The 5,033-nt window shown below is 66.7% G+C and carries 6 protein-coding genes; all 6 read right to left on the reverse strand.

Annotation, left to right across the window (positions count from 1 at the left end):
* Window positions 1-303, reverse strand: a 303-nt coding sequence (locus JOZ79_RS08705) for an iron-sulfur cluster assembly protein (protein ID WP_294073268.1), incomplete at its 3' end; no start/stop codon positions are given.
* Entirely contained in the window at window positions 300-1,433 is a 1,134-nt protein-coding gene (locus tag JOZ79_RS08710) for a cysteine desulfurase (RefSeq protein ID WP_294073278.1), read from the reverse strand. The genes JOZ79_RS08710 and JOZ79_RS08705, both read right to left, overlap by 4 nt.
* A 140-nt stretch (window positions 1,434-1,573) precedes the next feature.
* Complete coding sequence (locus JOZ79_RS08715) at window positions 1,574-2,311, reverse strand: SufD family Fe-S cluster assembly protein (protein ID WP_294073270.1); 738 nt, start codon at window positions 2,309-2,311, stop codon at window positions 1,574-1,576.
* 121 nt (window positions 2,312-2,432) lie between these two features.
* The gene (sufC, locus tag JOZ79_RS08720) at window positions 2,433-3,278 is read right to left on the reverse strand and encodes a Fe-S cluster assembly ATPase SufC (protein WP_294073272.1); all 846 of its coding nucleotides are present in this window, start codon (window positions 3,276-3,278) and stop codon (window positions 2,433-2,435) included.
* The gene (locus JOZ79_RS08725; protein WP_294073274.1) at window positions 3,278-3,652 is read right to left on the reverse strand and encodes a hypothetical protein; all 375 of its coding nucleotides are present in this window, start codon (window positions 3,650-3,652) and stop codon (window positions 3,278-3,280) included. Before JOZ79_RS08725 ends, sufC begins: the two co-directional genes overlap by 1 nt.
* Before the next feature lie 8 nt (window positions 3,653-3,660).
* The coding region (sufB, locus tag JOZ79_RS08730) for a Fe-S cluster assembly protein SufB (RefSeq protein WP_294073276.1) at window positions 3,661-5,033 on the reverse strand (1,373 nt) is incomplete at its 5' end.

Consider the following 5,033-nt stretch of genomic DNA (forward strand, 5'->3'; position numbering starts at 1 on the left):
CAGCGTCATGGTGATCGTCGCGTCGCCGTCCTCGGAAATTTCGACGTCGTAGATCAGCCCGAGCTCGTAGATGTCGACCGGGATCTCGGGGTCGTACACCGACTTCAGAACCTCGACGACCGCCGCCTGGAGGTCGCTTCCGGCACCGCCCTTCGGCTCGTCCTTATCGCCGGCGAGGAAGCCCGCGAGATAGTCGCGCTTGCGCTCGAACGTCTGGGCGGGCGTTTCGGGTGTGACACGGGCGCGCGGCGGGGTTTCGACGGCGTCGACTTCCTGTGTCTCGATCTTGCGTTCCTCGTTCACCCGAAAATCCGCTTCACTTGCTCGATCCCGCGCACCAGCGCCTCGACGTCGGAGCTGTCGCTGTGCGCGGCGAAGCTCGCGCGAGCGGTCGCCTCGACGCCGAGCCAGCGCATCAGCGGCTGCGCGCAGTGATGGCCGGCGCGGACGGCGACGCCCGCGTCGTCCAATATGGTGGCGGTGTCGTGCGGATGCACCCCGTCGACGTTGAAGCTGACGATGCCGGCACTGTCGTCGGGTCCGTAGACCGTGACTCCGCCGATGCTTCGGAGGGCAGCGCGGGTTTCGGCGACCAGCGCGGATTCGTGGGCGTGGATCGCGCCAAGGCCGATCTCCCGGACCCAGTCGATCGCGGCGTGGAGGCCGACCGCGCCGACGATGTGCGGCGTTCCCGCCTCGAACCGTGCCGGCGGATCGAGGAAGGTCGACTCCTCGAATGTGACCTTTTCAATCATTGCGCCGCCACCCTGCAACGGCGGCATTTGAGCGAGCAATTCGCTCCGTCCCCAGAGGCAGCCGATGCCGGTCGGGCCGTAAATCTTGTGGCCGGAGAAGGCGTAGAAGTCGGCTCCCAGGGTCACAAAAGTCACGTCCAATCGCGGCGCGGCCTGGCATCCGTCGAGCAGCAGCAGAGCGCCCTTCGAATGCGCGATCTCGGCCGCCCGGCGCACGTCGAGGATCGAACCCAGCACGTTCGATACGTGGGCGAATCCTACAAGACAATGTTCCTCGGTGATCATCGCCTCGGCGGCGTCGAGGTCGATCTGCCCATCCGCGGTCAGCGGCACCGCGTCGACTTCGAACCCGGCGAGCTGCCACGGGACGATGTTGCTGTGATGCTCGAGCTGCGAGACCAGGACGCGGTTGCGGCCATTTTTCGGCAGCGTGCGCGCGACGAGGTTGATCGCCTCGGTGGCGCCGCGGGTGAAGACCAGCTCGTTCGGTTGGCCGCCGATCAGCCGAGCGGCGGCATCACGCGCAGCCTCGTAGCGCGCGGTCATGTCGCTGGACCGCTGGTACACGCCGCGGTGAACGGTCGCGTAGTCCGGACCGTAGGCCTGGGCGATGGCTTCGATCACGGCTTGCGGCTTCTGAGCGGTCGCCGCGCTGTCGAGATAATGCCAATCGGCAATGCCCGGGAATTGATAGCGGACCCTTAAGACCTCGCCGGCACGGGGAGGCGAACCATCCGAAGCATGGTGGAGGGGGCCCCCTCCGTCAGCGCTTCGCGCTGCCACCTCCCCGTTCCGGGGAGGATTTAGAGCGTCCGAGTTCACACAACCCTCCGAAGTGCGGCGCGGGCCGCCTCGCAAATGGCGTCCGGTTCGCTCGCGCCATCCCACAGGCCCATGACGAAACCCTCGAGCAGCAGTGCGCGGGCGCTCGCGGGGTCGAGGCCGCGGCTTTCCGCGTAGAAGAGCTGCATCGCGTCGAGCTCGCCGACACTGGCGCCATGCGCGCACTTGACGTCGTCGGCGTAGATTTCGAGCTCCGGCTTGCAGTTCGCGGTCGCGCCGCGGTCGAGGAGCATGGCCTTCACCGATTGCTCGCCGTCGGTCTGCTGCGCGCCGCGCGCGACCTCGACCTTGCCGAGGTAGGAGCCGGTCGCCTTGCCGTTGAGCACGCTGCGGATCGTCTGGCGCGATGTCGCGGCGGGCCCGACGTGCTTGACCGTCGTCACGAACTCGTTGGTCGAGAGGCCGGTGCCGATGTTCGCACCGAACAACGCGAAGTCGGACCCTTCCGCGAGACTGACCTCGAGTTCGACGCGACCGTAAACAGGCGCGGCGTTCAGCGCAAAGATGCGCGCTCTGGCGCCTTCGCCAAGCGCGAGGCGGACGCGGCGGAGCTGCACGTCGTCGCTGGTGGGAAGCCACGTTTGTTCAAGCGTCTCGCCGGCCGCGACGGTGAGCGTCACCGGCTCGCCGACCTGATCCCAGACCGGCTTCAGCGCGTCGAGATCGGCGTAGCGCCAGTCCTCCTGGCGATGCGTGGGGAAGGGTGCGGTCACTTGATCCTCCCCGCAACGGGGAGGGGGACCACGATGCGCAGCGGCGTGGTGGAGGGGGCCCCCTCCGTCAGCGCTGCGCGCTGCCACCTCCCCGTACCGGGGAGGATCTTAAGCAAGTCGGTCACGCCGCCGCCTCTGCATAGCCTTCGCGCTCGAGCTCGCGGGCGAGCTCGGGGCCGCCGCTGCGCTCGATGCGGCCGGCGCGCAGGACGTGGACGCGGTCGGGCTGAACATAGTCGAGCAGGCGCTGGTAATGGGTGATCAGCAGCACGCCTTTGTCGGGCGCGCGCATGATGCGGTTGATGCCGGCGCCGACGGCCTTCAGAGCGTCGATGTCGAGGCCGCTGTCGGTCTCGTCGAGCACCGCGAACCGGGGGTCCATAATGCCCATCTGGACCATCTCGGCTCGCTTCTTCTCGCCGCCCGAAAAGCCGACGTTGACTGGCCGCTTGAGCATCTCGGCGTCCATTCCGAGCAGCGCGGCTTGAGCGCGAGCGAGCTTGATGAATTCGGCGCCGGAAAGCTCGGCCTCGCCCCGGGCGCGCCGCTGGGAATTAAGGCTTTCGCGCAGGAACTGGAGGTAGGAGATGCCGGGGATTTCGACCGGATACTGGAAGCCGAGGAACAGACCGGCGGCGGCGCGCTCGTGGGGCGAGAGCGCGAGGAGGTCGACTCCCCCTACCGCTTGCGGGAGGGGGCCGGGGGGTGGGCCTGAACCGTACGACTCACCCACCCCTTCGCCGCTGCGCGGCTCTTCCCCTCCCGCAAGCGGTAGGGGAGAAAAAGTCACTTCACCCGCCGTCACCTCATACCCCGGTCGCCCGGCCAGCACGTAAGCGAGCGTCGATTTCCCCGCGCCGTTGGGCCCCATGATCGCGTGCACTTCGCCGGCCGGGACGTGCAGCGTCAGGCCGCCCAGGATCGGCTTGCCGCCGACGGTCGCGTGGAGGTTGGTGATGTCGAGCATTACTTGATGTCCCGCCCGGCCGGGCAGTTGGTGAGGAAATAGTGGCGCATTGCGTCCATCGCGTCCTGGCGAATGCCTTCGAGCATGCGCTTGTCGTTGAGCGCCTTCTGGCGGTCGTCGAGCGCGGCGTCCTCGAGCGTCAGCGACTTGTCGTCGGCGGCGCTTGGCTTCTCGCTGTCACGCCAGGCGCGGCGGCGGGTGGCGAGATCGGCGCGGGCGGCGACGATCGCTTCCTCCTCGCGATAGGTGTCGAGCAGGAACTGGCTGCGCCGCGCCTGCTCGCCGGCGAACACCGGATTGGCGGCATTGCGGTCGCACCGCGCCACTGCCTGGTCGAGCGCGTCGAGATCGGCGGATGCCGCGGCGAGTAACATCAGAGGAATCAACCGACACTTCCTTCCAAACTGATTCCCAGCAGCTTCTGCGCCTCGACTGCGAACTCCATCGGCAGTTGCTTCAGCACCTCGCGCGCGAAGCCGTTGACGATGAGGGCGACCGCGGCTTCCTGGTCGAGGCCGCGGCTCATCGCGTAGAACAGCTGGTCCTCGCTGATCTTCGAGGTGGTCGCCTCGTGCTCGATCTGCGCGGTCGGGTTCTTGACCTCGATGTAGGGGACGGTGTGGGCGCCGCAGCGGTCGCCGAGCAGCAGGCTGTCGCACTGGGTGAAGTTGCGGACGTTCTCGGCGCGCGGGAGGACGCGGACCAGTCCACGATAGGTGTTGTCGCTTCGCCCGGCGCTGATGCCCTTGGAGACGATGGTCGAGCGCGTGTTGGCGCCGATGTGGATCATCTTGGTGCCGGTGTCGGCCTGCTGGCGGTTGTTGGTCAGCGCGACCGAGTAGAATTCGCCGACGCTGCCGTCGCCCTTGAGGATGCAGCTGGGGTACTTCCAGGTGATCGCGCTGCCGGTTTCGACCTGGGTCCAGCTGACTTTCGAGCGGTCGCCGGAGCACAGCGCGCGCTTGGTGACGAAGTTGAAGATGCCGCCCTTGCCCTCGGCATCGCCGGGGTACCAGTTCTGGACCGTGGAATATTTCACCTCCGCGTCCTCGTGCGCGAAGATCTCGACGACGGCGGCGTGCAGCTGGTTCTCGTCGCGCATCGGCGCGGTGCAGCCTTCGAGGTAGGAAACATAGGCGCCCTTGTCGGCGACGATCAGGGTGCGTTCGAACTGGCCGGTGTTCTCGGCATTGATGCGGAAATAGGTGCTGAGCTCCATCGGGCAGCGGACGCCCTCGGGAACGTAGACGAAGGTGCCGTCGGAGAAGACCGCGCTGTTGAGGCAGGCGAAGTAATTGTCGCGCTGGGGAACGACCGAGCCGAGATATTTCTGGATCAGCTCGGGATATTCCCGGATCGCCTCGGAGATGGAGAGGAAGATGACGCCGGCCTTCTTCAGCTCCTCGCGGAAGGTTGTCGCGACGCTGACGCTGTCGAACACCGCGTCGACCGCGACCTTGCGCGCGCCCTCGACGCCGGCGAGCACCTTCTGCTCCTCGATCGGAATGCCGAGCTTTTCGTAAGTGCGGCGGATTTCGGGGTCGAGCTCGTCCAGCGAGGCGAGCTTCGGCTTCTCCTTGGGCGCCGCATAATAATATGCGTCCTGGTAATCGATGGCCGGGATGGTCAGCTTGGCCCAGTCGACCTCCTCCATCTCCAGCCAGGCGCGATAGGCCTTGAGCCGCCAATCGAGCATCCATTCGGGCTCGTTCTTCTTGGCTGAGATGAAGCGAACCGTGTCCTCATTCAGGCCCT

The sequence above is a fragment of the Sphingomonas sp. genome, assembly GCF_019242355.1.
GTDB lineage: Bacteria > Pseudomonadota > Alphaproteobacteria > Sphingomonadales > Sphingomonadaceae > Sphingomicrobium.

Excerpts from the sequence above, each read along its gene's own strand:
- JOZ79_RS08725 (WP_294073274.1), bottom strand. The coding sequence starts at position 3,652 with ATGTTACTCGCCGCGGCATCCGCCGATCTCGACGCGCTCGACCAGGCA.
- sufC (WP_294073272.1), bottom strand. The coding sequence starts at position 3,278 with ATGCTCGACATCACCAACCTCCACGCGACCGTCGGCGGCAAGCCGATC.